The organism is Capnocytophaga sp. oral taxon 326 str. F0382 (genome assembly GCF_000318295.1).
In the GTDB taxonomy this organism is placed as follows: domain Bacteria; phylum Bacteroidota; class Bacteroidia; order Flavobacteriales; family Flavobacteriaceae; genus Capnocytophaga; species Capnocytophaga periodontitidis.
This window is the reverse complement of the sequence record NZ_KB291398.1, coordinates 81866-98062: the sequence shown is the minus strand read 5'-3', so window position 1 is coordinate 98062 and position 16197 is coordinate 81866. Positions and strand designations below refer to the sequence as shown.

At 37.8% G+C, this 16197-nt stretch carries 13 protein-coding genes, 3 tRNA genes and 3 pseudogenes (1 of these 19 running past the window's edge); 1 reads left to right on the top strand and 18 read right to left on the bottom strand.

Going from position 1 to position 16197, the window contains the following annotated elements; translation table 11 throughout:
• Positions 1-148: 148 nt before the first annotated feature.
• The 11 genes and pseudogenes from HMPREF9073_RS06480 to HMPREF9073_RS06430 all read right to left on the bottom strand — a co-directional run bounded on the left by HMPREF9073_RS06480 (position 149) and on the right by HMPREF9073_RS06430 (position 10846).
• Positions 149-829 carry an Imm43 family immunity protein gene (locus tag HMPREF9073_RS06480; RefSeq protein ID WP_009413181.1) on the bottom strand — a complete coding sequence of 227 codons (681 nt, stop codon included), beginning with the start codon at positions 827-829 and terminating at the stop codon, positions 149-151.
• Complete coding sequence (locus HMPREF9073_RS06475) at positions 826-1326, bottom strand: hypothetical protein (RefSeq protein WP_009413180.1); 501 nt, start codon at positions 1324-1326, stop codon at positions 826-828. Before HMPREF9073_RS06475 ends, HMPREF9073_RS06480 begins: the two co-directional genes overlap by 4 nt.
• Before the next feature lie 5 nt (positions 1327-1331).
• Complete coding sequence (locus tag HMPREF9073_RS06470) at positions 1332-1613, bottom strand: Imm17 family immunity protein (RefSeq protein ID WP_009413179.1); 282 nt, start codon at positions 1611-1613, stop codon at positions 1332-1334.
• A gap of 209 nt (positions 1614-1822) precedes the next feature.
• The gene (gene mfd / locus HMPREF9073_RS06465; protein ID WP_009413178.1) at positions 1823-5155 is read right to left on the bottom strand and encodes a transcription-repair coupling factor; all 3333 of its coding nucleotides are present in this window, start codon (positions 5153-5155) and stop codon (positions 1823-1825) included.
• A gap of 16 nt (positions 5156-5171) precedes the next feature.
• A pseudogene (locus HMPREF9073_RS06460) lies at positions 5172-6073 on the bottom strand (NifU family protein).
• A gap of 1 nt (position 6074) precedes the next feature.
• Positions 6075-6716, bottom strand: a complete 642-nt coding sequence (locus tag HMPREF9073_RS06455) for a viroplasmin family protein (protein ID WP_009413176.1) — start codon at positions 6714-6716, stop codon at positions 6075-6077.
• A 78-nt stretch (positions 6717-6794) separates the two neighbouring features.
• Positions 6795-8486, bottom strand: coding sequence for an energy-dependent translational throttle protein EttA (gene ettA / locus HMPREF9073_RS06450; protein WP_009413175.1), 1692 nt, complete (start codon positions 8484-8486; stop codon positions 6795-6797).
• A gap of 107 nt (positions 8487-8593) precedes the next feature.
• Positions 8594-9007 (bottom strand): annotated as a pseudogene (locus tag HMPREF9073_RS06445) (hypothetical protein); the annotation flags it as partial.
• An 85-nt stretch (positions 9008-9092) separates the two neighbouring features.
• A complete protein-coding gene (gene queA / locus HMPREF9073_RS06440) occupies positions 9093-10142 on the bottom strand; it encodes a tRNA preQ1(34) S-adenosylmethionine ribosyltransferase-isomerase QueA (protein WP_009413173.1) in 1050 nt (349 codons plus the stop codon).
• Positions 10143-10168: 26 nt separating this feature from the next.
• Positions 10169-10735 carry a hypothetical protein gene (locus HMPREF9073_RS06435; RefSeq protein WP_034555534.1) on the bottom strand — a complete coding sequence of 189 codons (567 nt, stop codon included), beginning with the start codon at positions 10733-10735 and terminating at the stop codon, positions 10169-10171.
• A 38-nt stretch (positions 10736-10773) separates the two neighbouring features.
• Positions 10774-10846: transfer RNA gene (locus HMPREF9073_RS06430), tRNA-Pro, on the bottom strand.
• A gap of 263 nt (positions 10847-11109) precedes the next feature.
• Here HMPREF9073_RS06430 and mgtE point away from each other — a divergent pair.
• Positions 11110-12465, top strand: coding sequence for a magnesium transporter (mgtE, locus tag HMPREF9073_RS06425; RefSeq protein ID WP_009413172.1), 1356 nt, complete (start codon positions 11110-11112; stop codon positions 12463-12465).
• Positions 12466-12507: 42 nt separating this feature from the next.
• Here mgtE and HMPREF9073_RS06420 read toward each other — a convergent pair whose 3' ends face one another.
• From HMPREF9073_RS06420 to HMPREF9073_RS06390, 7 genes and pseudogenes are all read right to left on the bottom strand, one after another.
• Positions 12508-13722, bottom strand: coding sequence for a folylpolyglutamate synthase/dihydrofolate synthase family protein (locus tag HMPREF9073_RS06420; RefSeq protein ID WP_034555533.1), 1215 nt, complete (start codon positions 13720-13722; stop codon positions 12508-12510).
• Positions 13723-13823: 101 nt separating this feature from the next.
• Positions 13824-14648: an energy transducer TonB gene (locus tag HMPREF9073_RS06415; protein WP_009413170.1), complete on the bottom strand. Its 825-nt coding sequence runs from the start codon at positions 14646-14648 to the stop codon at positions 13824-13826.
• A gap of 8 nt (positions 14649-14656) precedes the next feature.
• The gene (locus HMPREF9073_RS06410; RefSeq protein ID WP_002678130.1) at positions 14657-15043 is read right to left on the bottom strand and encodes a biopolymer transporter ExbD; all 387 of its coding nucleotides are present in this window, start codon (positions 15041-15043) and stop codon (positions 14657-14659) included.
• 24 nt (positions 15044-15067) lie between these two features.
• On the bottom strand, positions 15068-15766 hold the full coding sequence (locus HMPREF9073_RS06405; RefSeq protein ID WP_009413169.1) for a MotA/TolQ/ExbB proton channel family protein: 699 nt from the start codon (positions 15764-15766) through the stop codon (positions 15068-15070).
• A 172-nt stretch (positions 15767-15938) separates the two neighbouring features.
• A tRNA-Val gene (locus tag HMPREF9073_RS06400) sits at positions 15939-16013 on the bottom strand.
• 33 nt (positions 16014-16046) lie between these two features.
• Positions 16047-16121, bottom strand: a tRNA-Val gene (locus tag HMPREF9073_RS06395).
• Positions 16122-16161: 40 nt separating this feature from the next.
• Positions 16162-16197, bottom strand: a pseudogene (locus HMPREF9073_RS06390) (it continues 54 nt past the right edge of the window).

Here is a 16197-nt window from a genome sequence, read left to right as displayed (position 1 = left end):
ATCAGCCTGTTAAAACTTTTCGGACAGGCTCTTTAGTTATTTTGTCTTTCACCAATTAGTAAGCTGTTGTATCTTATGAAGTTCTCAGAGTAAATACTATTTATACCAAGCTCTATCAGGTTTAGAAAATCCTTTTAATAATAGTTTATCACCACTTTAAACAAGTATTATACACTTCTGGGAACTCACTTACTGAATATATCTCAGGAGCATAGCAGAGCTTTTCTATTTCCTCTTTTAATGACTTTTTTATAACTAAGGCATTTTGATAGCAAAAATAATCATCAGGTAATACATTTCCTAAGACAAAAACATTCCTATCAGTAGGCTCTTTTAGGTGTAAATCAGAATAAAGAAAAGTGTCCTCCCAATCTCTCGCAACTATTTTTAAGTTGTCATTAAAGGCAAACAATTCGTTATCAGCCCTACAGAAACGCAATAAATAATAGGGCTGTTTAGCAATATTGTCCCCTTTAGTATTTACAACATTCAAGGTTGCTTTTTCAAATTGAGGATTTAAGCCATTCTCTATCAGAAGATTTAATAATCTATCAGAGAAAACTCTTATCCCTTCATAATATCCTAAGAAATCAAACAACACTTCTTTCTGTCGTTTTACTACTAAAATCAATTCCTCAGGCAATTTGTATTTCTCTTCTGGAGGAAAAGAGAAATACATAGGAGAGTATTTAATCCATTCTCCACGCTTGATTTTAGTAGGGTTTTTAGGGTAAAATTCTTCTGTAATAGTTGTCATTACAGTAGCAGGAACTCCTTTAGGTAACGTATTGGGGTTTGAATAAAACCATATAAATAATTCTTCTTTCATAATATTCGTGATAATTTCACTTTATTTTTCATTATAAATATACAAGTTTGAGACAATAGGGAAGTAGGATGGTTAGGAGGTAGAGAGGTGGGTTTCCATTTATAAAAATAAGATAGGTCACTTGTTTTTAGAGAAAAAGGTATTTGAACTCTATCATAATTATCAAGAGAGATATTAATGCTGTCTTTTATTCTTTGTTTTGAAATAAGTATTAGGATTTTCTCTTCGTATAAGTCTGTAGCTATAATAGGCAAAAAGCAATGTTCTGAAACTATTGTTTTAAAGAATATAGCCTTTATTTCATCTAAATTCTTATCAGAATAATAATCTGATACCATTTTTTCTAATATTTCTATTTTGGAGAAAAAGTCGTCTTGATTTTCTATAAGTATACCCCCTATATTTTGATTGAAAATTCTTAGCTTCATTAAACTTTCTAATTCGTCAATAGATAAAGTTGTAAAATCAAGGAAAATAGATTCGTTTTTTACATTCATATTGTTTATGCTTTATAGGTAAAAGCTATATAGGAGGAGTAAATTCCTATAATTATAAAGAAAACACCTGTAATAAAACCAATAACACGCGCCATATCACGACCTAAATAACGGCTTATTTGCCCCATAGTCCAATTATTTTGGTAATGTTTATCGGGTTCGTATAGCCAATCCCAGTTTTTTAGAGCACCTATGATGAGGCAAATACCAAAAGCAGCGAGCAAAAGAGCTACAATACCACCAAATGTAATAGGGTTTTTACCTACCCAATTTTTAAATGTTTCCATAGTGTTTAATATTATAGACAAACAAAAATAATAAACTTATTTTTAGAGGGCGATTGATAAATCGCTCCTATAATATACCAAAAAAGCGAATGATTATCAGTGAATCAATAATAGTCCCTGTTCCCCCGAAGGGGGACAAGCCTCAAAAGAAAGTGTTTATTGGAAAAATTATTTTAATGTGAAATCATAGGTTAAGTTCAATAGTTATATTACGCTTCTATCATTTGCATAACTTTTAGAGCTTGGTATACGCTGTTGATATTTTCGAAAATAAGCAATAAACGCAAGCCGTTGCGGGTTTCTTTCTCTTGCATACGACACTTATCGGGGTAGCGTTGTACAAAGAGAAGTAGTTTTTGGAAGCGCGCACTTTGATAGAACGGACTATTTTGGTCGGCAATGAAATAGCCTGTCATCTTTCCGTTTTTCATTACGAGTTTCTCAATTCCCATACGAGTAGCCAACCATTTTACACGTACGCTATTGAGCAAGTCGATGGCTTGAGGGGGTAACTTGCCAAAACGGTCGATAAGGTTGCGTTCATAGACTTGTAAGGCTTCCTCATTGGGCAGATTACTCAGTTCGTTATAAAGATTGAGTCGTTCGGCTACTCTATTGACATAAGTGTCAGGGAAGAGCAGTTCAAAGTCAGTATCTATTTGAGTATCGGTGAGGTAAGTTTTGTCTTCTTCGGCGGTGTGGTACAGTTCAGAGAACTCATTTTCTTTGAGTTCTGTTATGGCTTCTTGTAGTATCTTTTGGTAGGTGTCAAAGCCTATTTCATTGATAAAACCACTTTGTTCTCCCCCCAAGAGGTCGCCAGCCCCTCTAATCTCTAAATCTTTCATAGCGATATTAAGTCCGCTTCCTAAATCGGAGAACTGAGCTATCGCTTCAATACGCTTGCGGGCATCGTCGCTCATCGCTATCAGAGGAGGCGTGATGAAGTAGCAAAAAGCCTTTTTATTACTTCTACCTACGCGACCGCGCATTTGGTGTAAATCGGATAAGCCGAAATTATGTGCATTGTTGATGAAGATAGTGTTGGCATTAGGAACATCTAAACCACTTTCAATAATAGTGGTAGCAACCAATACATCATACCTACCTTCCATAAAGGCGAGCATAGTCTCTTCTAATTTCTTTCCGTCCATTTGTCCGTGACCAATGGCGATACGAGCATCAGGGAGCAATCGCTGAATCATTCCAGCCACCTCTTGAATATTTTCAACCCTATTGTGCATAAAGAATACTTGTCCGCCACGCTGAATTTCATAACGAATACCATCGCGTATTACCTCTTCATTGAAAGGTACTACTTGCGAATCAATAGGGTAGCGGTTAGGAGGAGGGGTGTTGATAACCGAAAGGTCGCGGGCAGCCATCAAACTGAATTGTAGTGTGCGTGGGATAGGCGTAGCGGTGAGCGTAAGTACATCGAGGTTTTCTTTGAGGGTTTTGAGTTTATCTTTCACACCTACGCCAAACTTTTGCTCTTCATCAACAATCAGTAATCCTAAATCTTTATAAGTAACCTTTTCGCCTACTATTTGATGCGTACCAATGATAATATCTAACTGACCTTTAGCCAGTTCTTCTAAGATGATTTTCTTTTCCTTGGCTGTGCGGAATCGGTTGAGATAATCGATGCGCACAGGAAAGTCTTTCATACGCTGGCTAAATGTTTGAAAGTGTTGGAAAGCGAGCACAGTAGTAGGCACAAGTACGGCTACTTGCTTGCCATTATCGACAGCTTTGAAAGCAGCGCGAATGGCTACTTCAGTTTTCCCGAAGCCTACATCACCACACACCAACCTATCCATAGGTTTAGAGCTTTCCATATCAGCTTTTACTTCGGCAGTAGCCTTACTTTGGTCGGGAGTATCCTCATACAAGAATGAGGCTTCCAGCTCGTTTTGCATATAACTATCGTGAGCAAAGGCAAATCCTTGGGCTTCTTTTCGTTTGGCATATAACTGAATGAGGTTGAAAGCGATTTCTTTTACACGAGCCTTGGTTTTCTGTTTGAGGGCTTTCCACGCTCCTGAACCTAATTTATAAATCTTAGGAGGTTTGCCGTCTTTTCCGTTATATTTAGTAATCTTATGTAGCGCGTGAATGCTAACGAATAACACATCGCGGTCTCCATAAATCAGTTTGATAGCCTCTTGTTGTTTGCCTTCTACTTCAATCTTTTGTAAGCCAGCGAACTTACCAATACCGTGGTCTATATGTGTAACATAATCGCCTACCTCTAATTGCATCAGTTCTTTAAGTGTAATGGCTTGTTTTTTGGCATAACCATTCTTTAGCTGAAATTTATAATAGCGCTCAAAGATTTGATGATCGGTGAATACATTGCATTTCAATTCAGTATCTACAAAGCCAGCGTGTAGCGATAATTGTACCGTTTGGTAAGGTACTTTTTGCTCCATTTCCTCAAAAATATCTTGAAATCGCTTGGCTTGTTGTTCACTTCCACAGAGGATATAGTTTTGAAATCCTTCTTCGTGTTTGTTGTTGAAGTAACTAATAAGGAGTTCAAACTGTTTGTTAAAAGAAGGTTGTGGGGTGGTATGAAAAGAGAACTCCTTTTTGTTTTTAGAAGCGGGAGTTGTAGCATTGATGTTTACTTGTTGGAATCTCTGGATTTGTTTTAATAAATCTGTTGCTTGACAATAGAGTTCCTCTGGAGGGGGGCGTTTTACTTCGTTGGGGAGCTTTTGATAAATATCGGTAGCTTTAGCAAAGAGTTTCTCAATCTTAGCATCAAAAAATCCCATATCCTTACCAATGAATAGCGTCTGCTCACTGATATACTCCAAGAATGACTGTCGTATCTCATCACTTTCTTTGTTTTCTACATTAGGGATAATTGTAATTTTAGATAGTTGAGCAGTAGATAGCTGACTTTCTACATCGAATGTACGAATGCTATCAACTTCGTTTCCAAAGAATTCAATGCGATAAGGTTCATTATTTGAAAAAGAGAATACATCTACAATCCCACCACGTACCGAGAACTCACCAGGTTCGGTAACAAAATCAGTGCGGTTGAAATGGTAGCTGAAAAGCACCTCATTGAGGAAATCAATAGTGAGTGAGTCTCCTTTTTGGATTTTTAGCGTATTTTTTTCTAATTGTTTTCGTGTGATGACCTTCTCAAAAAGAGCTTCGGGGTAGGAGACTATGAGCAATGGTTTTGTACTATGACTCAATTGGTTGAGGACTTCTGCACGCAATAACACATTGGCATTATCGGTGTCTTCAATTTGATAGGGGCGACGATAGCTATCGGGAAAGAAAAGTACCTGCTGTTCTCCTACTAAGGTTTCTAAATCATTGAGTATGTAGGCACTTTCTTCTTTATCGGGGAGCAGTACTAATAGAGGTCTATGGACTGTATTGAACAAGTTAGCTATTACTATTGACAAAGAAGCCCCTGCCAATCCCGTAACCTCTGCATTTTCTTTTGTTTGTAGGTGTTTTAATAGGGATTGATAGGTGCTGTTTTCAGTAAATTGTTGTAGGAATGATTTCACAGTAATTTATAAAATATTAAAGTAGTGCTTCAACGTTGATAAGAGGATTGTTTAACTTGTCTTTCAAAATAACTTCAATGCCTTTTTTTAAGGTTTGAGTAGATGACGGACAGCCACTGCAAGCCCCTTGTAAGAGTACTTCTACGTGATGGGTGTCGCGATTGTAAGAAATAAATTGTATGTTACCTCCATCGGATGCCACAGCGGGTTTTACATATTGTTCTATGACAGCTACGATTTGTTGCGATATTTCATCGGTAGTAACCATAGAAAGCAAGCGCGCTTGAGCTTCTTCTTGTCGCCTTTTTATCTCGGCAGGGTTGATGATAGGGCGACCTTCACTTAGGTATTTACGGATATAATCGCGCAAGTCGGCAGCTATCATTTCCCATTCTTCCATACCTTTTTTAGTGAGTGATATATAATTATCATCAAAAAAAACTTCTTCAATAAATGGAAAACGCGTTAAGAGAGTTGCTGCCATAGGTGCCTCTGCGGCTTCTTCTATTGATTTATACTCTATTACAGTAGGTACCAAACGCTTGTTGGCGACGAACTTCATCACGGTGGGGTTGGGGGTTGTTTCAGTATATACAGTAATAGCTTCCCCCATAGGTTTTCCAGCTTCGCCTAATAATATATCTTTACCCGATTGCAAATACACTAATACTTGCTGAGCAACCTCTTCCTGAACTTCTTTCCATTCAACAATGGGAAAGCGTTTCAAAGCTATGAAATTACTCGAAATATAAACAGTTTTTACAAAGGGCAAATAAAATAGCTCCTTAGCTAAAGGAGCGTTTTTAGCTTCATCTACGTTTTTAAACTCATAACTCCCTTTTACCAAGGTCTGTTAGCTTCGAGTTTGATGATGTTGGGGGTAGCAGTAGGTTGTATTTTCAGGGTAAGGTCTGTCATTTTATTTGTCTTTACGTCCAAAATCGGCAGGATTTTCGCCCCACACTTGGGTTTCCCATTTCAAAATAGGATTAGGATAAGTATTGTTGTGTAGCCATTGTTCAGCACGGGCTATTAGTTCAAATATTTTTTCGTTATGAGAAGTGCGCGGCACTTTAGTTTTGCACACCTTTTGGCGCACCCAGCTCATTGCTATTTTGCTATCAGAGTAGACCGGTAAGCTGAGGTTGCGTTGTTTCATAAAGGCTAAAGCGTGTACGATAGCCAAAAACTCCCCTATGTTGTTCGTGCCGTCTTTTATAGGTGCAATTCTAAATATTTCGACTTGAGTTTCGGTATCTACCCCTCGGTATTCCATAAATCCAGGGTTACCACTGCAAGCAGCATCAACAGCTATAGAGGGCAATATGGGGGAGCCAATACGCTCTAATTCTAAGGGGGATAGGGTAGGAGAGGAGGCTACTTTCTTACCTTTGTATTGCTCAAAGCTCTCATTGAAGGCTTTTTCAGCCATTACCTGACTCTCAAAACTCTTAAATTTAGCATACGGATAGCCTTCAACGGCTTTTTTGCACTTATCCCACGAGCTAAAGATACCCGTTTTGTGTCCTTCCCACACTACATAGTATTTCTTTTTTGGCATTTTAAAGGAAGAATATTAAGACTAAAAGAACCATTACGATGGCTATTACTCCGATGATAATATTGTTATCATTTTCTTTCATCGTACCAATTTCTTGTATTTAATCCTTGTAGGCGTTACCTCTTTGCCAAGGCGTTTTTTCTTGTTCTCTTCATATTCTGAGAAGCTACCTTCAAAGAAATAGACTTGTGAGTCACCTTCAAAAGCTAAAATATGAGTGCAGATACGGTCTAAGAACCAACGGTCGTGTGAGATCACTACCGCACAACCTGCAAAGTTTTCTAAACCTTCTTCTAAAGCACGGAGTGTATTTACATCTAAATCGTTGGTAGGCTCGTCCAATAGCAATACGTTGCCTTCTTCTTTTAATGTCATTGCAAGGTGCAAGCGATTGCGTTCACCTCCTGAGAGGGTCGCTACTTTCTTGTTTTGCTCACTACCGCCAAAGTTAAAACGACTTAGGTAAGCGCGAGAGTTCACCTGTCTGCCACCCATCATTATCAGGTCTTGCCCGCCAGAGAAGTTCTCCCAAATAGATTTTTCGGGGTCTATCTGTTTATGAGTTTGGTCTACGTAAGCTATTTTTACGGTTTCTCCTACCAAAAACTCACCGCTATCGGGTTTTTCTTCCCCCATAATCATACGGAAAATAGTAGATTTACCTGCTCCATTAGGTCCTATTACGCCTACAATACCTGCTTGTGGCAATACAAAATTAAGGTCGTCATATAATAATTTATCACCAAAGGCTTTGGCTACGTGGCGTGCTTCTATCACGTTGGTTCCTAAACGAGGCCCGTTAGGGATGTATATTTCAAGTTTTTCTTCTAATTGTTTTTGGTCTTCATTGAGCAATCGGTCGTAGTTTTGCAAACGTGCCTTTTGTTTGGCTTGTCGCCCTTTAGCGCCTTGTCGTACCCATTCAAGCTCGCGCTCCAACACCTTTTGGCGTTTGCTTTCGGTTTTCTGTTCTTGGGCGAGTCGTTTGGCTTTCTGGTCAAGCCAAGACGAGTAGTTACCTTTCCACGGAATTCCTTCTCCACGGTCAAGCTCCAATATCCAGCCTGCTACATTATCCAAGAAATAACGGTCGTGGGTTACGGCTATCACGGTACCGGCGTACTGTTGCAAGTGTTGTTCTAACCACAATACCGATTCGGCATCGAGGTGGTTCGTAGGTTCGTCTAAAAGGAGTACATCGGGTTGTTGCAAGAGCAGACGACAGAGTGCTACCCTACGGCGTTCTCCTCCCGAAAGCACTTTGATAGGTGTATCGGGCTCAGGGGTGCGGAGGGCTTCCATAGCTACTTCCAGCTGGTTATCGAGTTCCCAAGCGTTCAAGGCATCTATTTTATCTTGTAACTCAGCTTGCTTATCCATCAGCTTTTGCATCTTATCGGGGTCAGAATAATTTTCTTCCAAGCCGAAAAGGTCGTTGATATGGTTAAACTCATCGAGTAGTTTAACGGTTTCGGCTACGCCTTCGCGTACTACTTCTATCACGGTTTTCTCATCATCAAGGTGTGGTTCTTGTTCCAAATACCCTACAGTGTAATTAGGAGCAAAAACCACTTCGCCCTGATAGTTTTTATCAATTCCTGCTATAATTTTTAGTAAAGAAGACTTACCAGAGCCATTGAGACCTAAAATACCTATTTTAGCTCCATAAAAGAAACTCAAGTAAATGTCTTTTAGAACTTGTTTATTAGTAGATGAATAGGTTTTACTTACCTTATTCATCGAAAAAATAATCTTTTTATCGTCTGCCATAATGTAATTAGCTAATATAGTGATTAGTAAAATTGGTGCAAAAATAATAAAAAAACTGGTATAGTTCAAAACTACGCCAGTTTTTATTATCTATGTTATGTAAAATTTTAGAATCTAAAGACGCCGCCAATACCTAATACAGTTTCAAAGAAGAAGAAATCGTGTTTAGCTTTATCAGCTATATCGTAAGTAGTGCGTACGTCGTACATATTGATATAACCGCCTTTAAGTTCACCAACTATACGAAAATACTTCAAGAAAGTGAGGTGTAATCCAGCTTTAGCATTTACTCCTACCCCTGCAATGTGAAATTCGTTGTAACGTTCTTTATTAAGAAGTTCGGTGTTAGATTTCGGATATAAAGCTCCAAAACCAAGGCCTTCGGTTAAATTCACTTGTAATATATCAGTGTTACGGATACCAAACAAGCGAGAAATGTCATCGATACGAGCCCCTTCCACTACTACATAGTTGAGTCCGTCGGTATGTTCAAAGGTGAGGAAATCCTCGCTAAGCAGCTTCTTGCGCAAAAATTATTAGGGTGCTCATTCCTAACGCCATAGTGATAAAAAAATTTCATTAATGATTATTTTTAGTTATTGATTTTTACAAGATTAGCATTGCATCGCCATAAGAATAAAACTTGTATTTTTGTTCTACAGCTTCTTTATAGGCGCGCATAATGAGATCGTGACCAGCAAAAGCCGATACCATCATCAGTAAAGTTGATTTAGGAGTGTGGAAGTTAGTGATCATTGCATTGGCAACACTAAAATCGTAAGGAGGAAAAATAAATTTATTTGTCCATCCATCAAACGGATTTACAAAGCCATCAGAAGATACTGAACTCTCTAAAACACGCATTACAGTAGTTCCTACAGCACAAACGCGTTTTTTATTTTCCTTAGCGGTGTTGATGATTTTTGTTTGACTTTCAGGAATGTGAATCTCTTCGCTATCCATTTTGTGTTTAGAAAGATCTTCTACCTCCACAGGGTTGAAAGTTCCTAAGCCAACGTGTAATGTTACTTCGGCGAAGGTAATACCTTTTATTTCCAAACGTTTCATCAAGTGTTTAGAGAAGTGCAAACCAGCAGTAGGGGCAGCAACGGCACCTTCGTATTTAGCATAAATAGTTTGATAACGCTCCTCGTCTTCAGGTTCTACGGGACGAGAGATGTATTTAGGTAGTGGAGTTTGTCCAAGTTCAGTGAGATGCTGACGGAACTCTTCATAAGTACCATCATACAAGAAACGAAGTGTACGACCGCGAGATGTGGTATTGTCAATTACCTCGGCTACTAATTCAGCATTTTTGCCAAAGTAGAGTTTGTTGCCTATACGTATTTTGCGAGCAGGATCGACGAGTACATCCCATAAACGTTGTTCGGCGCTCAATTCACGCAATAAAAATACTTCTATTTTTGCTTTAGTTTTTTCTTTATTACCATATAAACGAGCTGGGAATACTTTGGTGTTGTTGAGCACAAACACGTCACCATCGTCAAAATAATCAATTACATCTTTGAACAATTTGTGTTCAATTTCTCCTGTTTTGCGATGTACCACCATTAGGCGAGCTTCATCGCGGTTTTCGCTGGGATATTCAGCTAATAACTCTTTAGGAAGATCAAAATTAAAGTTTGAAAGTTTCATATATTTTCTACAAAATTATTGTTAGTTTATAAACGGTATCCTACTCCTATGGCTATGTGTCCATATTTATAATTATCACTTGGGATACCTTCTTTTCTTTTAGCATTAGGAATATAAAAGTTGATATCTACACTACCTATAAATCTTTTCCACTCGCCATAACCACCTAAAAACAAGCGAGCATTCACTCCCTGTGCATCTCCAAAGTTAATATTAGGCCCTATACCTACTTGTAGACCATTAGTTTTGTGCATTCCTCCTAGAATATACAGAAAAGATACTTGATGAATATGATTATAACGGTCGTAATCATCATTTTGTTGAGTTTGCAGGAAAGTATAATCTATACGAGTACTAAATTTAGACAATCGTCCGTACTTTTCAGCATCATATCTATCAGCTTGGATATATACATTTACACGTGGGCGAAAAGATAAAGAAACTGATGAAGAGGAGTTGCTATCAGGTTTTTCTCGGTCGTTATTATATAAAAAAGGAAGTTGTGCTCCTATAACAAAATTGTTTTTAAGAGCTTGTGCCTGAGAAATGAAGGTGAATAGGGAAAATAAAAAAAGAAGATAAACTTTGTTCATTTCTTTATAAAAATAGCTATTGTATAAAAAGAAAAAAGTCGGGATGACTGGACTCGAACCAGCGACCACACGCACCCCATACGTGTACGCTACCAACTGCGCCACATCCCGATTTTTATTTTTCAGTGCGCAAAAGTATCACTTTTTGTTGAAACCACCAAATAAATAAATAGAAATTTTTTATCTATGGAACTTATTTATTTGATAATCTGAACTTATTATCCTAAAATGAACGTATTGAATAACTATTTTAACTACTTTTTCAATACTTAAAAGGCAAATTAAGTACTTAAAAATATAAAATATTTTGAGATTCTTTATTCGGTATTCACAATTATTTTATAATTTTGCAAAAATAGAATTTAGGAGATAATATGACAACTTTTAAAATAACAGATGAGCTCATTGAAAAGATTCAGCAACTGATTGAGCAAAAACAAAATAAAGAACTTACAACCCTCTTAAATGATTTACACTATGCCGATATAGCCGAAATCATTCACGAATTAGATATTGAAGAGGGAGTATATATTATTCGTCTCATTGATGCTCAAAAAACGTCGGATGTACTCACCGAATTAGACGATGATTACCGTGAAAATATCTTAAAAAACCTTTCTGCAAAAGAAATTGCCGATGAAATCATCGAGTTAGACACCGATGATGCGGTAGATATCATCTCTGAACTACCCGAAGATAGAAAAACAGAAGTTATTTCGCATATCACAGACGTAGAACACGCCAAAGACATCGTAGAATTACTTCGTTATGACGAAGATACTGCGGGGGGACTAATGGCTAAAGAACTTGTAAAGGTAAATGAGAATTGGAATGTGTTAAAATGCGTAAAAGAAATGCGTGAACAAGCGGCTCACGTTACTCGTGTACATTCTATTTATGTAGTAGATGATAATGATGTGCTTAAAGGACGACTTTCACTTAAAGATTTGCTTACTACTTCCACACGATCAGAAGTAAAAGACATTTATATTCCCAAAGTAGACTACGTATATGTTACTGATACTGCTGAAGAAGTAGCTCACATAATGAGTAAGTATGACTTAGAGGCAATTCCCGTAGTTGATGAGATGAAACGCCTTGTAGGACGCATCACTATTGATGACATAGTGGATGTGATTAAAGAAGAAGCTGAAAAAGATTATCAATTAGCAGCGGGTATCACCAATGATGTAGAGGCAGATGATAATATATGGAAACTCACTAAAGCACGTTTACCTTGGTTACTTATTGGAATGTTTGGAGGATTAGGAGCAGCGAGTATTATCAATGGTTTTCAGGATACGATGATGATTTACCCTATATTATTGATTTTTATTCCGCTTATTCAAGCTACTGCGGGAAATGTGGGAGTACAATCATCGGCGATAATAGTACAAGGGTTGGCAAATAATTCTATCGACGGCGAACTTATCAAGCGGTTGTTCAAAGAATTTCTATTAGGACTCATCAACGGAGGAACTATTGCAGGAATAGTGATATTAGTAAGCCATTTTGCTTTTCAAGCTGAGTATTTGGTAAGTATTACAGTAGCCATAGCACTCATTACAGTGATTGTAAATGCTGCTGTGATAGGTACTTTTATCCCGATACTTCTCCACAAGCGCGGTATTGACCCAGCGGTTGCTACGGGTCCGTTCATCACTACCAGCAACGATGTTTTAGGTATCTTGATTTACTTTTTTATTGCCAAAATGATATTAGGTTTTTAAAAACAACCTTCATTTGTTTTTCAGTATCCGCTTTTTGTTATTTTACAACACTTCCGCAACTACAAACGTGCTTCCTCCAACAAAGATAAAGTCAGTGGGAAGTGCTTGTGCCTTAGCGGCATTTAAGGCTTCTACTACTGAAGAATATCTCTTCCCTTGGAGTCCTTTTGCAGTGGCAATTTCCTTTAATGTATCTACATTAAGTCCTCTTGCAATAGCAGGACTGCAAAAATAATAGGTAGCTTCTTCTGGGAAAAGCTCTAAAACACTATTTACATCTTTTTCCTTTACAAAACCTACTACAATATGAAGATGTGTATAGGTTTGCTTTTTGAGTTGTTCCATCACATAAGTAAGTCCGCCCACATTATGTCCTGTATCACATACGATAGTAGGGTAGGAGCCAAGGGTTTGCCAACGACCTTTCAGATTTGTATTGTGCACCACGTGTAAAAGTCCTTGTGCAATATTCTCCGGAGTAATATCCCACCCCTGGTGGATAAGCAATTCGGTAACGGCTATTACTCCTTTGATGTTTTTCTCTTGGTAGGCACCTTGAAGGTCGGTTGTAAGAGAAGTTTCTATGTGATTGGCAAAAATAATAGGAGCATTCATTTCTTTAGCTTTTGCTGTGAAGACGGGAGCTGTTTCCTCTTGATATTCACTGATTACTACAGGCACATTTCGTTTGATAATACCAGCTTTTTCAAAAGCTATTTTAGGTAAAGTATCTCCTAAAATATCAGTATGGTCTTTAGAGATATTGGTAATAAGAGAAACTTCGGGAGTGATAATATTAGTAGAGTCAAAACGCCCTCCTAAGCCTACTTCTATCACAGCGATATCTACTTTTTCATTTTCGAAATAGCTGAACGCCATTCCTACTGTCATTTCAAAGAATGAGAGGTGGTATTCTTCCAAAAAGGGTTTGTTTTTAGCTATAAAACTTACCACATAGTCTTCAGGTATTTCCTTCCCATTAATTTTAATACGTTCGCGGAAGTCTTTGAGGTGTGGAGAGGTGTACAATCCTACCTTATATCCTGCCTCTTGTAGGATAGATGCGAGCATACTGCTGGAAGAACCTTTTCCGTTAGTGCCTGCGATATGCAAACTTTTGAATTTTGTTTGAGGGTTTCCTAACACCGAAGTAAAGGCGAGGATATTATCTAATTTGTTGTTCAAAGCGGTTTTACCTTGTGTTTGAAACATTGGTAAGCGGTTGAACATCCACGAAAGTGTTTCTTGATAATTCAATGTTAAAGATAATTTTTAGTTGTTGTACAATCAAAAATGAGATAATCAGTTATAGTATAACCATTATCTCATCTTGTTATTTATAATTTATAATTGATTTTTTATTCTCCAAGTTTAAAGTTTATAACAATAAAGCCAATTTGACGTGCAGGGGCATTATCATCGGCATTCCAACGGTGCATAGCTGCTGTTTTTCGAGCGGCATCTAATAAACAAGGGGCAGAATTAGTAGTTCCTTTTACACCTGCAGTAGCTTTTACAACTCTACCGCTACGATCTACTTCTATTTGTACTACTACGCGTCCTTCTTCATTACAATTTTGAGGTACTTTACCTTGTGAAGCAATGGAGCGCCCTTTGAGTCCCCATCCTTTACCAGAACCGTTGCCACCACCAGAACCATAGTAAGAATTAGCATATTGACTACCATCTATTTGCCCCTGATAACCAGGTTGGTTGCCATCTCCTTGTCCTGAGGTACCACTACCACCTGCATTGGCAGCGCCTAAAATGTTAGAAAGTGCATCAGAAGTCTCACGTGAAGGCTTAGGAGCGGGTTTAGGGGTTTCTTTAGTAGGCTCTTTTTTAGGTGTTTCTTTTTTCTTTTCTTGTTTTTTAGGGACTTCGGGTACAGAAACTTCTTCGTTGTTATCTTGAGCCAAAAGGTTTTCCTTTACTTCTTGTGAAGTACTCTGTTCTGGTTGTGTTTGTGGTGTTTGGGTTTCTTCTTGTTTGGCAGCACTTGGGGGAGGAGTACGTTCTCCCATTCCAGTTATATCTACCCCATAGATGACCTCTACTCCATTTTCGGGTGGAGGATCTAGGTACTTCATTCCTGCGAAAAATAGGATAAAGATCACCAAACACATCACAACTGTAGTGAGTGCTAAAGCTTTACGTTTATGTTCTGTATTGAATAAGTTCATATACTTTGCTATTTAGGACGTACAGCCAAAATTACCTTAAATTGATTTTGGTTTGCTACATCCATCACAGTTACCGCATTTTCAATAGGTACACTTTCTTCTACGCGTAAAATAATAGTAGGATTTTCTACTCCTTTTAGTGCTGATTTGAGTTCTGCATCGAGATTATCTACAGATATAGGTTTTTTGTCGATAAAAAAATTCAAATCTTTATCAATGCTCACTGAAACATTTTGTGTGTTGGTGCTTTTTCCTTTAGCTTTAGGCAATAGCAAATCGAGCGCATTAGGGCTATTAGCAGTAATCATAAAGAATACTAACAGCAAGAACACAATATCCGTCATAGACGACATACTGAACTCAGGACTTACTTTATTTCTACCTTTTAATTTCATAATTGTACAGTAGTTTTTTGAAACCTATAGAGGTTCGTTCAACAAGTCTAAGAATTCGACGGCATTAGCTTCCATTAGGTGTACCACTTTATCAGTTTTTACCACTAAGTGATTGTAACCTACATAAGCGATAATCCCTACGATAAGACCAGCTACAGTAGTAGCCATTGCGGTATAAATACCTCCTGCTAAAGCGCCCATTTCGGCTTGACCACCAGCAGATGCCATTTCGTGGAATGACATAATCATACCAACAACAGTGCCCAAGAATCCAATCATAGGTCCTGCTCCTGCAATAGTAGCGAGAATAGCCGTATTCTTTTCAAGATTGTAGACCTCTAAAGTGCCTGCATTTTCAATAGCTTTATTAATATCTTCAAGAGGTTTACCTATACGAGAAACCCCTTTTTCAATAAGGCGTGCTACAGGAGTATTCGATTGTACACAAAGCATTTTGGCTGCATCCAAACGTCCAGCAGAGATACAATCACGTATTTTATACATAAAAGTTTTATCCACTTTAGAAGCTGCCTTGATAGCAAATAGGCGTTCAAAATAGAGGAAAAGTGCTACAGCGAGCATTACGAATAGAATGCCAATAATCACAATATTAGCAGTGCCACCATCTACAATCATATCCATTATAGAAAGTGTTTTTTCTTGAGCTGGAAGAGTGTTGGTTGCAGTTGTAGCAACATCTACAGAAGTTTGTAATCCTAACATATTATTTTTTCGTTTTCTGTTTAAAAATATCGCAAAAGTAAGAAATAATTATCAATATACAATTATTAATGATTAATTAACAATTATTAAAAAAGTAAATATTTGATAATCAATTCTGTATTTAATATATTGCTAATAAAAAAAGCTACTCAGGGTATTGAGTAGCTTTTAGTGGACTCTACTGGATTCGAACCAGTGACCCTCTGCTTGTAAGGCAGATGCTCTGAACCAGCTGAGCTAAGAACCCCAAAATAACAATGATAAAAATTTTAAACCTAAGTGGGTCCTACTGGATTCGAACCAGTGACCCTCTGCTTGTAAGGCAGATGCTCTGAACCAGCTGAGCTAAGAATCCTTTTTTTTAGATTATAGTAACAACAATAAAATCTTAAATTTGGTGGGTCCTACTGGATTCGAACCAGTGACCCTCT